Consider the following 15009-nt stretch of genomic DNA (forward strand, 5'->3'; position numbering starts at 1 on the left):
TTGATGCTTATGGTCGTCATCGTCGCCTCCACGGGGCACCGTGACGATCCGTCAGAACGCAGCAGGGGAGACGTAGATGACGCATTCCACGAGGGGCCGGGGCGACGAGCGGCTGCGCAGGCCGGCCGGCCCCCGTTCGTTACGACTGGGCGATACGCGGGTGTCCTACGTGCCGGACGGAGCGGTGCAGCTCAGGCCGCGCGACTTGATCCCCGACGCGAACGATGAGGTGTGGGCCGCCCACCCCGAGTACCTGGACGAGACCGGCAGCCTGGTGGCGGGCATCGGCGGCCTGCTGGTGGAGAACGGCGACCGTGCCCTGTTGATCGACGCGGGGTTCGGACCGCAGTCCTGGCCGCCCGCGCCGGACGGCCCGCGCGGCGCGATCCACGGGGGCGCCCTCCTGGACGGCCTGGCCCGGCTCGGCCGCAGCCCCGAGGAGATCGAGGCGGTGGCCTTCACCCACCTGCACCCCGATCACACCGGTTGGGCCTGGCACCCCGCACCCGGCGCCGACCGCCCCGCCTTCGCCGGTGCCGACTACCTGGTGTCCGCACCGGAATGGGCCCGGCGCGACCTCCTCCAGGAGCCGGAGGCCGCGGGCCTGGCCCCGTACGTGCGTACGGTGGCCGACGGGCAGGAGGTCTTCCCGGGCGTACGGATACGGGTCACCGGCGGCCACTCGCCCGGCCACGCCGCGTACGTCATCACCTCGGGCGGGCAGCGGCTGATCGCCTTCGGTGACGCGCTGCACTCCCCGATCCAGGTCGCCCACCCCGGGTGGTCCACGGTCTTCGACCACGATCCCGTCGGCGCGGCCGAGCACCGTCGGCGGCTCCTCGCGGAACTGGCCGAAGCCGACACGATCGGCTTCGGCGTCCACTTCGCCGACGTGGTGTTCGGCCACGTGGGTCGCAACGGCGACGATTTCGCTTGGCGCGCCCTGGACACCTGAACCCGGGTGGTCGGTCCACCTGGCGGTGCGCGGTCCCGTGCGGGTGCGCTGGGGTCGCTCGCGCCGTTCCCCGCGCCCCTAGTCGGGTGCGTTCCGCTGGGGTGCGCGGTCTCGTGCGGGTGCGCGGTCGTTCTGCGCAGTTCCCCGCGCCCCTGGAGCTCGGGCGCTCCCCGTCGCCGCCGCCCGCCCGCCCCAGACAGGGCCCCGACAGGGGCGCGGGGAACTGCGCGAGCAACCCCCGTGCACCCGCGGACGAACTCCCGACCAGTCGGCCCCCGATAGGGGGCGCGGGGAACTGCGCGACAGCCCAGCGCACCGCGCGGAACAGCGCACTCGACCGGGACGTACCCGACAAGGGGCGCGGGGGAACTGCGCGAAACACCAGCGCACCGTACGGAGCAGCGCACTGCCAGGTGAACGCACCTCAAGGGAGCGCGGAACCGCGAACCCTCACAGATACCGCGCCGCCGCAACCCGCGCATCGAGGGACGCCACCGCCGCCCCCGCAAGGATCAGCGGAGTCCACGCCACCAGGTAGACGAGATTGTTGCCGTAGTAGTACGGCGCGGTGTTCCAGCTGACGGTTAGCCACAAGCTGAGCGAAATCAGCGCACCGCCCACCGCGGCCACCCGCGTCAACAGCCCCACCAGCGCCCCGACGCCCACCGCGACCTCGCCGAGCGCGATCGCGTACCCGAAGGACACGGGGTCGCCCAACGCGAAGTCCACCAGGGACGGCACCGCCGAGCCGTCCCGGACGTTGCGCATCAGGTCCCCGATCGACCCGACCCCCGTCTCGCGGAGGAACGCGTCGTCGGTCAGCTTGTCGATCCCGGCGTACACGAAGGTCGCCCCGAGGAACAGCCGCAGCGGGAGCAGCGAGTACCGGGCGGCGACGGCCCGCCAGCCGCCGTACCCCCCGTCGTCGTGGGGGTCACCCGTGCTGTCGTAGCCCGTCATCGTCGAATGCGCCATCGTGCCGCCGCCTTTCGCGCTCCTGGTCCGGGAGACGTGCGCGAGGGCGCCGTAGCGGGCCCTCCACCGGACCATACGTACGGAAACGTGGCGTGACTCACTCGCCGGGCGACCGTTTCCGCACCGGAGTGCCCGGGTTCAGCCGTCCGAGCCGGTGCGGTCACCGCTCTCGCGACGGCGACGGCGCAGCAGCATCGTCGCGATCCCGGTCGCCGCGGCGAGGGCCAGGCCGCCCCCGACGATCGGCGGCAGCGCGTACCAGGGCAGCTCGGCCTCCCCGGTGGCGTCCGCGAGGAACAGCGCACCGGCCAGCATCAGGACGAGCCCCGCGATCAGCCGGCCCGGCTGGAACTCATGCCGCACGGTCCACCTCCGCCTGTCCGAGGGCGACGTCGAGCGTCAGCGCGAAGGTGCCGGGGTCCTCGGTGGCCCGGACCGGTTCCAGTGTCACGGTCCTCGACCTGCTGGGGGAGACGTCCACGTCGTGCTGTTCCTCGCCGGGCAGTTGGATGTCACCGAGGGCGACGGTGATCTTCAGGGAGACCCGTACGTCGTCCGGGACGATGATCCTGAGGCGGCCGGCGCCGACGGTGACGTCCGAGGCCACCGTCTGGCCCGCGGCGGGCGACGCCTTCCGCAGGTCCAGGGTGCCGACCCCGGTGCCCAGGTCGTAGCGGGGGGCCACCGCGGCGGCGCTCGCCGGGGCCCAGGTGGTGCGCAGCCAGTGGGTGGTGATCGAGTCGGGCAGGGCGGTCGCCATGCCCAGCAGGACCGCGGTGACCACGGCGAGGACGACCGTCCCCGGACCCGTGCGCCCGAGGAACGCACTGATCGCGATGCCGAGGCCGAAGATCGCGAGGGCCACCGCGAGACCCGTCTGGAGACTCACCGTCAGCGGGGAGTCCTCCCAGGTCGCCACCGTGGCGAGGGCCCCCGCGGCGGTGGCGGCGGAGGTCACCCAACCGCTGATCAGCCGGCCGCCCACCGGCCCCGGACGGCGCCCCGCGGAGCCGGGAGCCCCGGCGCCGGACCCCGTACCGGAGGAGGTCCCCCCGGCGGTCCCGGGTACGGAGTCCGGTGGCGCCCACAGATATCCGGTGCTGCTGCCCGGCGCACCGTCCTTGTCGAGCCGGTCCCGCCACCAGGGCCCGGAACCCGGGACGGGCGGCGCCGTCGTCTCCGGCGGGGCGTCGGCCACCGCCTGCGCGGCCAGCGGATCGGGGTCCGGGGTGTCGCGCTGCCGCGACCAGTACCCGGCGCCCGCCAGCAGCAGGGCGAGCGTGGCACCGGAGGTGATCAACGTGCCGTTGTTCAGCATGGACAGGAACAGTCCGCAGCCGACCAACGCGAAGACGACCGCGGTGAGGGCGGGGCCGTCGACCCGACCGGTGAGCATCCGACGGGCCTCGTTCTCGTCCTCGCCGTCCAGCGGGACGAACAGCCAGACGAACCCGTAGAAGATGAGCCCCAGACCGCTCGCCACGCTCAGCACCGCCAGCACGACCCGGAAGATCACCGGGTCCATGTCGCAGTGCCGGCCGAGCCCCGCGCAGACGCCGCCGATCGTCTTGTGCTCGCGGTCGCGCCGGAACCTGGCCGGTGGGCGGTCCCGGGCGTCCGTCGCGCCGCCCGGCGCCGGGCCCGCGGGCTGGGTGGCGTCCTGCTGCTCGGTCATGGGTCCATGGTGACGGTCGCCGCGCCCCGGCGGGACCCGCGGCGACCCTGGTCCGACCCTGATATCCCCCCGGCCGCGGCCTCCGGGACGGCCCGGCGCAGCCCGGTCCGGTCCGGCGCGGCCCGGCGCTGTCCAGTGAAGTCCGGCGCGGTCCGGCACGGTCCAGCGCCGGGGGCGTCAGGGGCGTCAGGGGCGTCTTAGGGTCGGACCCTGATGTTCGGCCGGCGCGGGACGTGTGACGATCGGAGCATGCCCGAAGCAGCGACGGCGACCGTCGACGAACCACGCTCCCCGCGCAAGCTGTACCGGAGCGGCGACGCCCGTTGGCTCGGCGGGGTGGCCCGGGGACTCGCCGGACACCTGGGGCTGCCGGTCGTCTGGGTGCGCCTCGTCTTCGCGGGCCTGCTGACCGCCGACGGGCTCGGCGCGCTGCTGTACGCCGCGTTCTGGTTCTTCGTCCCCCTCGGGGTCGGTGGCGTCGACGCCGAGCGGCCCCCGCCGTTGACCACCGAGGTCTCCGCGGACGGGCGGCGCCGCCTGGTGGCCCGCAAGCCCGACAAGGGGCAGATCGTCGCGCTGCTCGCCCTGGTCCTGGTGGCGATGATGTTCGTCAGCAGCGTCGACCTGAGCACCACCGCCAAGGCGTACCTGTGGCCGACGCTGCTGGTCGGCGCGGGCGTCGCCCTGGTCTGGCGGCAGGCCGACAACGCCCGCCGGGCCCGCTGGGCGGAGGCCACCCGCCGCGGCCGGAACCTCGCCGTCGCCCGGTCCGCCGCCGGTGTCCTCCTGGTCGGTACGGGCGTCACCGGCATCTTCGTCCTCCAGGGCTCGGCGGCCCACCTCGGTTCGATCCTCCAGGCGTCCCTCGCCGTCCTCGTCGGCATCGCCCTGCTCGCCGGCCCCTACCTCGTCCGCATGACCCAGGACCTGTCCGAGGAGCGCACCATGCGCATCCGCGCACAGGAACGCGCCGAGGTCGCCGCCCACGTCCACGACTCGGTGCTGCACACCCTGACCCTGATCCAGCGCAACGCGGAGAACGCCGGCGAGGTCCGCCGGCTCGCCCGCGCCCAGGAACGCGACCTGCGGGCCTGGCTGTACAAGCCGGAGGGCAGCGGGCGCGCCGACGAGGAGGCGGAGGGCCCCGGCAACGTCGCCGACACGGTCCGCCGGCACGCCGCCGAGGTCGAGGACAAACACGGCGTCCCCATCGAGGTCGTCGTCGTCGGCGACTGCGCCCTGGACGACCGACTGACCGCACAGATGCAGGCCGCGAGGGAAGCAATGGTGAACGCGGCCAAGTACGGTGGCGAGGGCGGCGCCGTCCAGGTGTTCGCCGAGGTCGAGGGGGACAGCGTGTTCGTCTCGGTCCGCGACCGCGGCCCGGGCTTCGACCTGGACGCGGTGCCCGCCGACCGGATGGGCGTACGGGAGTCGATCATCGGCCGGATGCAGCGCAACGGCGGCACCGCGCGACTGCGTGCGGTGCCCGACGGCGGCACCGAGGTCGAGTTGACGATGGAGAGGGCGGAGAGGACGTCATGAGCGACGTGACCGGAGCGAACGAGGGCACGGCGGCGGACGGGCGCCGGGTACGGGTCGTGCTCGTGGACGACCACCGGATGTTCCGCACGGGCGTGCAGGCCGAGATCGGCCGCACCGAGACGACCGGCGTCGAGGTCATCGGCGAGGCCGCCGACGTCGACCAGGCGGTCACCGTGATCACGGCGACCCGCCCCGAGGTCGTCCTGCTCGACGTGCACCTGCCCGGCGGCGGCGGCGTCGAGGTGCTGCGCCGCTGCTCCTCCCTGATGTCCGACCCGCAGGCCCCGGTGCGCTTCCTCGCGCTGTCGGTGTCGGACGCGGCGGAGGACGTGATCGGAGTGATCCGGGGCGGCGCCCGCGGCTACGTCACCAAGACGATCACGGGGGCGGACCTGATCAACTCGGTGTTCCGGGTCCAGGAGGGCGATGCGGTGTTCTCCCCGCGGCTCGCCGGATTCGTGCTCGACGCCTTCGCCTCCACCGACGCCCCGCCGGTCGACGAGGACTTGGACCGGCTGACCCAGCGCGAGCGCGAGGTGCTGCGGCTGATCGCCCGCGGCTACGCGTACAAGGAGATCGCCAAGCAGCTGTTCATCTCCGTCAAGACGGTCGAGTCGCACGTCTCGGCGGTGCTGCGCAAGCTCCAGCTGTCCAACCGCCACGAGCTGACCCGCTGGGCCACCGCCCGCCGCCTGGTCTGACCCCACGGCCCGGTCCGACCGCCACGTCCGACGCGACGGTCAGACGACCCGGGTCGCCCCGGCGAACGGCATCTCGTCCACGGAGGCGATCCGCACCGTGGAGCCCGGCCGGGGCGCGTGGATCATCCGGCCGTCACCGACGTACAGCCCGACGTGGGTGACCCCGGGGTAGAAGAACACCAGGTCGCCCGGGCGCAGTTCGTGGCGCCCCACCCGTCGCCCGGCGTTGACCTGCGTGTACGTGGTCCGCGGGAGGGAGACCCCGGCCGCCCGGTACGCGGCCTGGGTCAGCCCCGAGCAGTCGAACGCGCGCGGCCCGGTGGCCCCCCAGACGTACGGGCTGCCGATCGCCCGCTGCGCGAACGCGATCGCCGCACGGGTCCGGGCCGAGCCGCCGGTGACGGGTGCGACGGGACCGGCGGTCGCCGCGGTGCCGGCGGTGGCCACCCGTTCCCGTTCCGCGGCGGTGAGCCGGGACAGGACCCGCTGCGCCGCACCCAGCTTGTCCGTGACGGCCTTCTTGTGCCGCCGCAGCTCGGCCCGTTGCCGGGTGACGCGGTCCCGCTGCTCCCCGGCCTCCTCCCGCAGCCGCTCCAGCCCCGCCGCCTCCCGCCGCACCTCCTCGACGGCCTGCGCCTGACGGTCACCGACCCGGTCGGCGAGGGCGCTCCCCGCGAGGAACCGGTCCGGGTCGGCGGACAGCGCCAGCTTCACGCCCGGGTCGATGCCGCTCTCCCGGTACTGGGCCGCGGCGTACGAACCGAGCGTGCGGCGGGCGGAGTTCAGCTTGTCGGTGCGGCGCGCGGCCTCGTCCTGGAGCCGTTCGTACGCGCCCTGGGCCGCCCGTGTCCGCTCCTTCACCCCGAGGTACTTCTCGGTCGCGACCTCGGCTTCCCGGTAGAGCCGGTCCACCTCGTCCTTGACCTGCTCCGCCGGGGGCCCGGGGTCGGCGCCGGCGGTGCCGTCGAGGACGCCGGTGGTCGCCGTGGCGGCTCCGGCGAGCGCGAGGGTCACGGCCCGGCGGAGCGCCGTGCCGTACGAGGGGCGCTTCCTCGGTTTCTTGCGGTGCGCTGCCACGGGGTGCCGGGTCCTCTCCTCGGGCCGCCCGGGGCGGCGGCCGGCCGGTGGGCGGGGTCGCCGGTGGTGCCGGCGAGTGCTGGTGAAGGAAGGTATGACGCAAGGTGACGGCACCATCGCGCATTGTCCTTAGCTGTTCGTGTCGCGCCTGCCTGTCGACCGGACCCGACCGCTGGGGGTGGTGGGTTGATCTCTTTCGGGCAGGTGTGACCGAAGTAGCGGAAGAGGGGTCGGAGGGGAGTTCCCGGTGGTATGGCGGGCGTCGGGCTTAGGGTCACCTGGCCGGAAGGGAACGGAACGCCCCGGTTAGAGTCCGCCCCATGGACGTACTCATCCATCTGGTCGTCGGCCTCCACATCATCGGCATCGCCTCGCTGCTGGGCGGGTTCCTCACCCAGCTGAAGGCGATGGGCGAGGGCACGGCCCGCTACACCCCCGCGATGCTGCACGGTGCGCTCACCATGTTGGTCACCGGTGTCGCGCTGGTCGGCCTCAACCAGGCCGACGGCAACACCGTCGACAACGTCAAGATCGGTGTGAAGCTGGCGTTGCTCGTGGTGATCCTCGGGCTCGTGTACGTGAAGCGGGACGACGAGGGCGTCGGTAAGGGGTTGTTCGCGCTGGTCGGTGGGCTCACCACGGTGAACGTGTTCATCGCAGTGCTCTGGACTTAGTCCCGCGCAGTTCCCCGCGACCCCTCCCGGTACGCACACCTCAGCGGTGCGCCGCTCAGCTCGGTGCGCTGCTGTTCCGCGCAGTTCCCCGCGCCCCTGTCGGGTGCGTTCACCTGGGCGTGCGTGGTCCGGCGCGGGTGCGCTGAGCTGTCGCGCAGTTCCCCGCGCCCCCTATTGGGGCCTTCCTGGTCGGGACCTTGTCCGCGGGTGCGTCTGGGTTGCTCGCGCAGTTCCCCGCGCCCCTATCGGGGCCCGTATCGGGGGCGGACGACGACGGCGAGAAGCGCCCCAATCCAGGGGCGCGGGGAACTGCGCGAATCACACCGCGCACCCGCACCGGGACGCACCCGATAGGGGCGCGGGGAACTGCGCAACAGCGGGACGCACCCCAACCGAACAGCGCACCGCCAGGTCAACGCACCTGATCAAGGGGCGCGGGGAACTGCGCAAACCTGCCGCGCACCCGTGCCGGACAGCGCACGCCCAGCGGAATGCACCCGACAGGGGCGCGGGGAACTGCGCGAAACCGCAGCGCACCGAGCTGAGGAGCGCACCGCCAGGTGGACGTACCAGAAGGGGCGCACCGCGGAACAGAGCCCGGTTCCCGGGACCGGTCCCGGTTGTCGGTGGTGCCGCCTAGACTCGGGAGGCGATGAGCAGCCTTTTCGACGACAACTTCCTCGCGGGACTCCAGCCCCCGCGCCCCGCCGCGGACGAGCACCCCCCGCCGCCCGAGGACCACGCCCCGGAGGACATCCCGGACGACCTCTTCGGCGGACGCTTCGACGCGCCGCTGCACCGGGACGCGCACTACCGCGACGGCGCCCCGCGCCCCCCGGTGGACCCGGCGTCCCTGCTGGAGGGCCTGAACGACGAACAGCGCGCCGCCGTGGTGCACGCGGGCTCCCCGCTGCTCATCGTCGCGGGCGCCGGCTCCGGCAAGACCCGCGTCCTCACCCACCGCATCGCCCACCTCCTCGCCGCCCGCGGTGCGCACCCCGGCGAGATCCTCGCGATCACCTTCACCAACAAGGCCGCGGGCGAGATGAAGGAGCGCGTCGAGCACTTGGTGGGCCCCCGGGCCGCCGCGATGTGGGTGATGACCTTCCACAGCGCGTGCGTGCGCATCCTGCGCCGCGAGTCGAAGAAGCTCGGCTTCACCTCCTCGTTCTCGATCTACGACGCGGCCGACTCCAAGCGCCTGATGGCCCTGGTCTGCCGCGATCTGGACCTCGACCCCAAGCGGTACCCGCCGAAGTCCTTCAGCGCGAAGATCTCCAACCTCAAGAACGAGCTGATCGACGAGGAGGACTTCGCCGCGCAGGCCGCCGGCACCGACGGCGGGGGAGGCTTCGAGCGGACCCTGGCCCAGGCGTACGCGCTCTACCAGTCGCGGCTGCGCGAGGCCAACGCCCTGGACTTCGACGACCTGATCATGACGACGGTCAACCTGCTGCGCGCCTTCCCGGACGTCGCCGAGCACTACCGCCGCCGCTTCCGGCACGTCCTCGTCGACGAGTACCAGGACACCAACCACGCCCAGTACGCCCTCGTCCGCGAGCTGGTCGGTCCCGCCGGCGGCACCCGCGCCGAGGACGAGCCGCCCCGCGCGGACGAGCTGCCGCCCGCCGAACTGTGCGTCGTGGGCGACGCCGACCAGTCGATCTACGCCTTCCGCGGGGCCACCATCCGCAACATCCTCCAGTTCGAGGAGGACTACCCGAACGCGAAGACGATCCTGCTGGAGCAGAACTACCGCTCCACGCAGACCATCCTGAGCGCCGCCAACGCCGTCATCGAGCGCAACGAGAGCCGCCGCCCCAAGAACCTGTGGACCAACGCGGGCGCGGGCGCGACGATCACCGGATACGTCGCCGACACCGAGCACGACGAGGCGCAGTTCGTCGCCGACGAGATCGACCGGCTCACCGACGCGGGCGAGGCGAAGGCGGGCGACGTCGCCCTCTTCTACCGCACCAACGCCCAGTCCCGCGTCTTCGAAGAGGTCTTCATCCGCGTCGGCCTCCCGTACAAGGTCGTCGGCGGGGTCCGCTTCTACGAGCGCAAGGAGGTCCGGGACGTCCTCGCGTACCTGCGGGTGCTCGCCAACCCGGAGGACTCCGTACCGCTGCGCCGCATCCTGAACGTGCCCAAGCGCGGCATCGGGGACCGGGCCGAGGCGATGATCGACGCCCTCGCGCAGCGCGAGCGGATCAGCTTCCCGCAGGCCCTGCGCCGGGTGGACGAGGCGTACGGGATGGCCGCCCGGTCCACCAACGCGGTGCGGCGGTTCAACACGCTGATGGAGGAGCTGCGGACCATCGTGGAGTCCGGGGCGGGCCCGGCCACCGTGCTGGAAGCCGTCCTCGAACGCACCGGATACCTCGCCGAACTCCAGTCCTCGACCGACCCGCAGGACGAGACCCGGATCGAGAACCTCCAGGAACTCGCCGCGGTCGCCCTGGAGTTCGAGCAGGAGCGGGGCGCCGCGGCGGAAGCCGGCGCAGCGGAGGGCGAGGCGGCCGGTCCGACCGGGGGCACGCTCGCCGAGTTCCTGGAGAAGGTCGCCCTCGTCGCCGACTCCGACCAGATCCCCGACGAGGACGACGGTTCCGGCGTCATCACCCTGATGACCCTGCACACCGCCAAGGGCCTGGAGTTCCCGGTGGTGTTCCTCACCGGCATGGAGGACGGCGTCTTCCCGCACATGCGGGCCCTCGGTCAGACGAAGGAACTGGAGGAGGAGCGGCGTCTCGCGTACGTGGGCATCACCCGGGCGCGCGAGCGGCTGTACCTGACCCGGTCCACCCTGCGCAGTGCCTGGGGCCAGCCCTCCTACAACCCGCCGTCGCGGTTCCTGGAGGAGATCCCCGAGACCCATCTGCGGTGGAAGCGGACGGGCGGGGCGGCGCCTTCCGTCTCCGGTCCGGCGGCGGGCATCGCGGGTTCGTTGTCCGGTACGCGGTCACGGACCTCCGCGTCCGGTGCCTCCGGGTTCGCGACCCGACGCGTGTCGGACAAGCCGGTGATCGCCCTCGCGGTGGGGGACCGGGTCACCCACGACCAGTTCGGGTTGGGCACGGTGGTCTCGGTGGCCGGCGTGGACGACAAGGCCACGGCCACGATCGACTTCGGGGACGCCAGGCCGAAGCGGCTGGTGCTGCGGTACGCCCCCGTCGAGAAGCTGTGAAGCCCTAGTCGTCGCAGGCGGGGCGGTCCCTCGGGGCCGCCCCGGTGACGGGCCGGGGGTGCGGGGATCAGGTGGGGTCGAGGCCGTGGCTGCGGAACCAGGCCAGCGGGTCGACGGGTGACCCGCCGCCCGGACGGACCTCGAAGTGGAGGTGCGGACCGGTGGAGTTGCCGGAGTCGCCGGCGTAACCGATGACGTCGCCCGCCTTCACGGGGCCGTTCACGATCCCGTACCGCGACAGGTGGCAGTACCAGGTCTCGGTGCCGTCCTTGGCGGTGACGATGACCATGTTCCCGTACGCGGAGTGGACCTGCGTCCGCACGGTGCCGTCGGTCGCGGCCATCACCGGCGTGCCGTACCCGACGGGGAAGTCGATGCCCGAGTGCAGGGACATCCAGTTGATGCCGGCCTGGCCGTAGTAGGCGCTGAGCCCGTTCTGCTTCACCGGCAGCATGAACTTGGGCCGCAGCCGCTCCTTGAGGGCGGCGGCCTCGGCGGCCTTCTTGCGGTCCGCCTCCTGCTTGGCCTTGAGGTCGATCCGCTCCTGGGTCCGGCTGGCGCGGTCCGCGAAGTCGCCCGCGTCGGCGGAGAGGCCGGCGATCTGGGAGTCCAGCTTGTTGTTCGCGACGGACGGCTTGACCGCGGTCGGGTCCGGCGCGGCGACCGTCTTCTCCTTGCTGTCGCCGTCGCTGGCCATGGTCACCGACGCGGCGGCGATCCCGGCCACGCCCATCACACAGGCGGAGGGCACGGCGACGGTCAGCAGGGCGGAGCGCTTGGCGGGGGGCCGGCGGCGGGCCCGGGACCGGGAGGCGGGGGCGGCGCGGCGCGACAGCACGACGGGCGCGGCGTCGGGGTGGTGGCGGTCCGCCTCGCTCTCGGCGGGGAGCCCACCGGGCGTGCCGGGCGCGGGGGGTTCGTCGGCGGGGACGACCTCGGGCAGGACGGTCGTCGCGTCGGCTCCGGAATCCCCGTAGACGTCGAGGGGGCCGCAGATGGTCTCCTGCTGGGCGAAGGCGACCCGTTCGGGTTCCGCGTACGACTCCTGCGGGGCGACGGGCTGTTCGTACTCGCCGTACTCGCCGTACTCCCCGGGTTCGTCGTAGGAAGGCGTCGGGCCGCCGGAGTTCCAGGCGGTGGCGTCGTACGTGCCGGAGTCGTACTCCTGCGCGGCGAAGGTGCGGGTGTCGTAGGTGGCACCCGTGAACTGCTGCGTCTGCCACTGCCCGGTGTCGGCGGACTCGGGGAGCTGCTGCTCGGGGATGCCGCCGAGCGGGTACGCGGGAACGTCCCAGGTGCCGGTGGTCGTGTAGGAACCGGTGGCCCCGGTGTCGTACGCGTGGTGCTGCGCGGCGTACGCGTCGTAGTTCAGGGAGGCGTGGGTGCCGGTGTCGGCGACCGTGCCCCACGAACCGGTGTCGTACGTGTCGGCCGGGGCGGCCATGTCCCCGAAGAGGGGGTCGGCGGCGAAGGTGGTGGTGAACGAGGAGCTGGAGTGGTCGTCGTACCCCCCGTACCCGCCGTGCTGCGTGCCCTGGTCGTACGACCCGAAGGGGGACGGAGCCGCTTCCTGGGGTGCTGCCGGGGGAGTTGCGGTCCCCGCCGGGTGACGGTCGTTCACCAACTTCTCTTTCGCTCGGAAGCAGGAGCTGGGCTGGGACCTGACGGCGGTGCCGCTGAGGGAGCGGGCCCAGGGGGCGGAACAGTGCGGCGACTGTACCCGGCGGTATGCGGGCGCGACAATCTTCGTCGGGCTTCCTGGGGTGGGGAAACGGGCATTCAGCCGCCTTTTGACGGGGCCTCGACGGAGCCTTGGCCGTGCGTTCGAACGGCGTTCGATTCGCAGAAGCCAAGGGGGCTACGCGTCCCGGGGGTGCGGGGATGGGAGCGCGTTGGGGTGTTGGAGGGTGGTGTGGGGCGCGCCGGGGGCGCTTGTGGTGCGGTGACGCCCGTGTCGGCCCTGGTGTCGGCGGGTCGTCGGAGTCCCGGTCGGCGTCTCCGTCGGATGGTGGGGATCAGGCCGCGGTGCGACCGCCGGCGCCACGGTTGCCGGAATGGGGTGTGACGTCAGTCACAGTTCTGCGTCGTTGTGGTCGGGGTGTCCGTGCGTGCCGCGGGTCGTCGGCGGCTTCGGCGTCGGGGTCGTCACCGTCGAGAGCCGCCCGGACGCCCGCCGTGACCGTGGGGTGGACGGGGAGGGCGAGGTGGCCGACCCCGCTGACGCGCACCGCGCGGGCGAGTAGGTCGGGATGGTCCAGGCGCGCCGTCTCCAGGGGGTCCATCACCTGGTCCAGATCGCTCCAGAAGCTCACGAACCGGGTCCGGCAGCCCGGTGCCGGAAGGGCCAGCTCCGCGATCACCTCGGAGTCCGGCCGCATCTGCCGCACCACCGGGTGCAGGTCCATCAGCGGCACGGCCCGGGTCCCGGCGTGCGGGGTCCCCAGCGTCACCACGGTCCGCACCCGGGCGTCACCGCCGAGGCGCTGGACGTAGTAGCGGGCGATCAGTCCGCCGAGGCTGTGTCCGACGAGGTCGACCTCCGCCCGACCCGTGCGGACGCACAGTTCCTCGACGTACCGGCCGAGGTTTTCGGCGGCGGTCCGGATGTCGCAGGTCAGCGGGGAGTGGTTCAGCGCTTCGACCCGCCGTCCGTGCCGCCCGAGCACCCGTCGCAACAGGACGAACACGGAGCGGTTGTCCACGAAGCCGTGCAGCAGGACCACCGGGGGGCCCGGGTCCGTCGGGTCGGGCGGGTCGGACCGCACGTCGGGCCATCCGTCGGGCCGTTCGTCACGGGAGCCACGGGAGCCACGGGAGCCACGGGAGCCACGGGAGTCGCGGGGGAGCGGCGGTGCCGGGAGGGCGGCCGGTCGATCGTCGGGCGGGACCTCGGGCGGGCCGTCGGGGACGGGTGGCCCGTCCGAGGAGTGGGTGAGGGTGCCGCGCCGTTCCTGGACCAGCCCCGAGGGGTAGAGCAGGAGGTGCCCGGCGAGGACCGCGGCCTCCAGCGCGGTGGCCTTGAGCAGGGCGGCCCGGGTCGGCTCGGCGCGCTCCGCGCCGGCCGTGGGGAACGGGAGCGGCAGCCGCAAGAGGGAGAGCGAGACCGGAAGGAACGGCAGCGGCGGCAGGCCCCGACCGGGGGGAACCGGCTGGTCGCCCAGCGACAGGGCCCGGGCCAACGGTAGGCACCGGAGCAGCGGCGGGGACAAGGGCCCCACGCGGGTCACCTTCATCGGCGGACCTCCCGTCGGCACCCCGGGGACGGCTCTGTCCTCGGATGCCCTCAGGGGAACCCGGCGCCCGTCCCGTCCGTCCCGCGCCCGGCTCGGCGCGGACGACCGTACGGCGTGCGGCCCGTTCCCCACCGCCGGTCCGCGTGGCGCGCGGTCCCGGGGGAGCGGGGGGAGCGGTGCGTGCCGTGGCTCCCGCGCGCCCGCTGCCGGGACGGCCCTCACGGGTCGCCGCGGTGACGGACGCGGTGAACGTGTCCCACGGTGTGATTTCCCCCTCGGTCGGCACCGCGAAACTGCCGGCCCTCGGACGCCCGAGATAACGTTCGTTCACTGACCGGGCCCGTGGGGCCGGGGGCACCGGCCGCGCACGGCGGGAACCACCGCCGTGCACACGTCGGGTGACCGTGGGTACATGCCCCTCGGGCGGGTTCGTTCTCGTACGTACTGGGAGGCAGTGATGGGTGTGGCAGCCGGGCCGATCCGTGTGGTCGTCGCCAAGCCGGGGCTCGACGGTCATGACCGGGGGGCGAAGGTCATCGCGCGGGCGCTGCGGGACGCCGGCATGGAGGTCATCTACACCGGGCTCCACCAGACCCCGGAGCAGGTCGTCGCCACCGCGATCCAGGAGGACGCCGACGCGATCGGCATGTCCATCCTCTCCGGCGCGCACAACACCCTCTTCGCCCGGGTCATCGAACTGCTCAGGGAACGCGACGCGGAGGACATCCTGGTCTTCGGCGGCGGCATCATCCCCGAGGCCGACATCGCCCCGCTCAAGGCACTCGGCGTCGCCGAGATCTTCACCCCCGGTGCCACCACCACCTCCATCGTGGACTGGGTGCGGGCGAACGTCCGCCAGTCCGCCGGAGCGTGACCGAGGTCTCCGGGCGGCCCCGGCCCGTCCCTGCGGGTGCGTCGTGCTTGCTCGCGCCGTTCCCCGCGCCCCTGACGGGGCGCCCCTCACCGTCGCCGCCCCCCGATAGG

The 15009-nt window shown here is 73.2% G+C and carries 12 protein-coding genes; 6 read left to right on the forward strand and 6 right to left on the reverse strand.

Translation table 11 applies throughout. The annotated features are described in order from the left end of the window. Positions 1-76 precede the first annotated feature (76 nt). Positions 77-955 (forward strand): MBL fold metallo-hydrolase, encoded by an 879-nt coding sequence (locus ACFWIA_RS03870; RefSeq protein ID WP_387000065.1) that lies wholly within the window; start codon positions 77-79, stop codon positions 953-955. 450 nt (positions 956-1405) lie between these two features. Here the strand turns inward: ACFWIA_RS03870 and ACFWIA_RS03875 are convergent, their stop codons facing one another. From ACFWIA_RS03875 to ACFWIA_RS03885, 3 genes are all read right to left on the reverse strand, one after another. Further along, on the reverse strand, positions 1406-1930 hold the full coding sequence (locus tag ACFWIA_RS03875) for a DoxX family protein (protein WP_387000067.1): 525 nt from the start codon (positions 1928-1930) through the stop codon (positions 1406-1408). A gap of 138 nt (positions 1931-2068) precedes the next feature. Next, positions 2069-2293 carry a hypothetical protein gene (locus ACFWIA_RS03880; protein WP_387000068.1) on the reverse strand — a complete coding sequence of 75 codons (225 nt, stop codon included), beginning with the start codon at positions 2291-2293 and terminating at the stop codon, positions 2069-2071. Continuing rightward, complete coding sequence (locus ACFWIA_RS03885; RefSeq protein WP_387000070.1) at positions 2283-3605, reverse strand: PspC domain-containing protein; 1323 nt, start codon at positions 3603-3605, stop codon at positions 2283-2285. The genes ACFWIA_RS03880 and ACFWIA_RS03885 overlap by 11 nt, the downstream gene beginning before the upstream one ends. 249 nt (positions 3606-3854) lie before the next feature. Here ACFWIA_RS03885 and ACFWIA_RS03890 point away from each other — a divergent pair, with 249 nt between their 5' ends. Both ACFWIA_RS03890 and ACFWIA_RS03895 read left to right on the forward strand, forming a co-directional pair. Then, positions 3855-5150 carry a PspC domain-containing protein gene (locus ACFWIA_RS03890; RefSeq protein ID WP_387000072.1) on the forward strand — a complete coding sequence of 432 codons (1296 nt, stop codon included), beginning with the start codon at positions 3855-3857 and terminating at the stop codon, positions 5148-5150. Beyond that, positions 5147-5851: a LuxR C-terminal-related transcriptional regulator gene (locus ACFWIA_RS03895; RefSeq protein ID WP_385493512.1), complete on the forward strand. Its 705-nt coding sequence runs from the start codon at positions 5147-5149 to the stop codon at positions 5849-5851. Before ACFWIA_RS03890 ends, ACFWIA_RS03895 begins: the two co-directional genes overlap by 4 nt. A 39-nt stretch (positions 5852-5890) precedes the next feature. On the opposite strand, the gene ACFWIA_RS03900 is transcribed toward ACFWIA_RS03895, so the two are convergent. Then, positions 5891-6928 (reverse strand): NlpC/P60 family protein, encoded by a 1038-nt coding sequence (locus ACFWIA_RS03900; RefSeq protein WP_387000074.1) that lies wholly within the window; start codon positions 6926-6928, stop codon positions 5891-5893. A 320-nt stretch (positions 6929-7248) separates the two neighbouring features. On the opposite strand from ACFWIA_RS03900, the gene ACFWIA_RS03905 reads away from it, so the two are divergent. Both ACFWIA_RS03905 and pcrA read left to right on the forward strand, forming a co-directional pair. Beyond that, positions 7249-7602, forward strand: coding sequence for a hypothetical protein (locus ACFWIA_RS03905; protein ID WP_387000077.1), 354 nt, complete (start codon positions 7249-7251; stop codon positions 7600-7602). A 652-nt stretch (positions 7603-8254) separates the two neighbouring features. Further along, positions 8255-10792 carry a DNA helicase PcrA gene (gene pcrA, locus ACFWIA_RS03910; protein ID WP_387000079.1) on the forward strand — a complete coding sequence of 846 codons (2538 nt, stop codon included), beginning with the start codon at positions 8255-8257 and terminating at the stop codon, positions 10790-10792. Positions 10793-10859: 67 nt separating this feature from the next. Here the strand turns inward: pcrA and ACFWIA_RS03915 are convergent, their stop codons facing one another. Together ACFWIA_RS03915 and ACFWIA_RS03920 are read right to left on the reverse strand one after the other, a co-directional pair. Beyond that, positions 10860-12413, reverse strand: a complete 1554-nt coding sequence (locus ACFWIA_RS03915) for a M23 family metallopeptidase (RefSeq protein ID WP_387000081.1) — start codon at positions 12411-12413, stop codon at positions 10860-10862. 394 nt (positions 12414-12807) lie between these two features. After that, positions 12808-14025: an esterase/lipase family protein gene (locus ACFWIA_RS03920; protein WP_387000083.1), complete on the reverse strand. Its 1218-nt coding sequence runs from the start codon at positions 14023-14025 to the stop codon at positions 12808-12810. Between the two features lie 457 nt (positions 14026-14482). On the opposite strand from ACFWIA_RS03920, the gene ACFWIA_RS03925 reads away from it, so the two are divergent. After that, on the forward strand, positions 14483-14899 hold the full coding sequence (locus ACFWIA_RS03925; RefSeq protein WP_385493506.1) for a cobalamin B12-binding domain-containing protein: 417 nt from the start codon (positions 14483-14485) through the stop codon (positions 14897-14899). The last annotated feature ends 110 nt before the right edge of the window (positions 14900-15009 follow it).

It is taken from the genome of Streptomyces sp. NPDC127068, from assembly GCF_042724695.1.
GTDB lineage: Bacteria > Actinomycetota > Actinomycetes > Streptomycetales > Streptomycetaceae > Streptomyces.

What these genes read in the sequence shown, in the direction of transcription:
- ACFWIA_RS03870 (WP_387000065.1), top strand. Translation starts at nt 77, where the DNA reads ATGACGCATTCCACGAGGGGCCGGGGCGACGAGCGGCTGCGCAGGCCG.
- ACFWIA_RS03875 (WP_387000067.1), bottom strand. Translation starts at nt 1,930, where the DNA reads ATGGCGCATTCGACGATGACGGGCTACGACAGCACGGGTGACCCCCAC.
- ACFWIA_RS03885 (WP_387000070.1), bottom strand. Translation starts at nt 3,605, where the DNA reads ATGACCGAGCAGCAGGACGCCACCCAGCCCGCGGGCCCGGCGCCGGGC.
- ACFWIA_RS03890 (WP_387000072.1), top strand. Translation starts at nt 3,855, where the DNA reads ATGCCCGAAGCAGCGACGGCGACCGTCGACGAACCACGCTCCCCGCGC.
- ACFWIA_RS03895 (WP_385493512.1), top strand. Translation starts at nt 5,147, where the DNA reads ATGAGCGACGTGACCGGAGCGAACGAGGGCACGGCGGCGGACGGGCGC.
- ACFWIA_RS03905 (WP_387000077.1), top strand. Translation starts at nt 7,249, where the DNA reads ATGGACGTACTCATCCATCTGGTCGTCGGCCTCCACATCATCGGCATC.
- pcrA (WP_387000079.1), top strand. Translation starts at nt 8,255, where the DNA reads ATGAGCAGCCTTTTCGACGACAACTTCCTCGCGGGACTCCAGCCCCCG.
- ACFWIA_RS03920 (WP_387000083.1), bottom strand. Translation starts at nt 14,025, where the DNA reads ATGAAGGTGACCCGCGTGGGGCCCTTGTCCCCGCCGCTGCTCCGGTGC.
- ACFWIA_RS03925 (WP_385493506.1), top strand. Translation starts at nt 14,483, where the DNA reads ATGGGTGTGGCAGCCGGGCCGATCCGTGTGGTCGTCGCCAAGCCGGGG.